Origin of the sequence: Yersinia sp. 1252 StPb PI, from assembly GCF_048593885.1 — a bacterium.
Classification (GTDB): Bacteria; Pseudomonadota; Gammaproteobacteria; order Enterobacterales; family Enterobacteriaceae; genus Yersinia; species Yersinia enterocolitica_E.
In genome coordinates, this window is sequence record NZ_JAZGQE010000413.1 from 1 (window position 1) to 965 (window position 965).

Genomic DNA, 965 nt, shown 5'->3' on the forward strand with positions numbered 1-965 from the left:
CTATGTTTTATCACTCCATTTTAAAATACGCGTCTAGGGCTTCGCGAACCAACGCACTGACATTTTTAGGCGCGACTCCCGCACGCTTATTGGCCAGAGCCCTATCTTCAAGCTCACGCAGCAAGCCTTCAGGTAACGATATAGTAGTTCTGGTTAGCGTTTCAGGCTGTAAGGACGGTTTTTTCTCTTCACCGTAAGGTCTGTCAGCCAACCGGTTCGCCAGTGCTTCGGCGTCTGCTTCAGTCACTTCTTTACGCAACTGGGGCTTTTTAAGTGCCATCAGAAAACCTCCTGTAACAAAGCCAAAACTTCCGCTTTGGCATTGTCATTGTCGGTTTCCAGTACTGAGCGCCCATCGGACATCACATCACGATAAATTTTTCGGTAGCACCCGACACTACTCAGAGGAACCAGCCCATCGAACTCTTTCACATACTCAAGAAACTCATTGCGTTCCGTACCCCGTATCAAGGGATTAGTTGTCGCCATCGTCTGATAACACCAAGCTTTTAATTCGGGATTCAAATCTCGCATACTCTCCAGCTGCTGCTGAAGTTCCATCAACGTATCCAGATCCAACTGGGAACACTGATGAGGCGCAATGATTTGATGGGCAACGGTACCACCGGTGATCAGTTCCCGACTGTTACGGCCAGCGACATCGACAATAACCTGACCAAACCGGTTATCCAGACTTTTTAGCGTCTGGGAGATATTGTCACGTTTCTCAATCAAGGTGATGGCCGGTATAAGTCCCGATAGCTCCCGTTCGGCATACCAGCGAGAGGCGGAGCGCTGAACATCTGCGTCAACCAGACAAACGTCTTCCCCGCGCAGTGCCAGGCCAATGGCGATATTGATGGCAGTCGTGGTCTTGGCCGCGCCACCTTTGTTACATCCGACAATCGTGATCATCGTCCACCCTCTGTTAGGTCAATTATTCGTATTACATCATAAGTATGAAT

The 965-nt window shown here is 49.3% G+C and carries 2 protein-coding genes; both read right to left on the reverse strand.

Annotation, left to right across the window (positions count from 1 at the left end):
- Positions 1-10: 10 nt before the first annotated feature.
- Positions 11-280 carry a hypothetical protein gene (locus V2A85_RS23970; RefSeq protein WP_420072592.1) on the reverse strand — a complete coding sequence of 90 codons (270 nt, stop codon included), beginning with the start codon at positions 278-280 and terminating at the stop codon, positions 11-13.
- Complete coding sequence (locus V2A85_RS23975) at positions 280-915, reverse strand: AAA family ATPase (RefSeq protein ID WP_420072593.1); 636 nt, start codon at positions 913-915, stop codon at positions 280-282. The genes V2A85_RS23970 and V2A85_RS23975 overlap by 1 nt, the downstream gene beginning before the upstream one ends.
- Between the last annotated feature and the right edge of the window lie 50 nt (positions 916-965).

Coding starts and splice junctions, on each gene's coding strand:
- V2A85_RS23970 (WP_420072592.1), bottom strand. CDS start 280: ATGGCACTTAAAAAGCCCCAGTTGCGTAAAGAAGTGACTGAAGCAGAC.
- V2A85_RS23975 (WP_420072593.1), bottom strand. CDS start 915: ATGATCACGATTGTCGGATGTAACAAAGGTGGCGCGGCCAAGACCACG.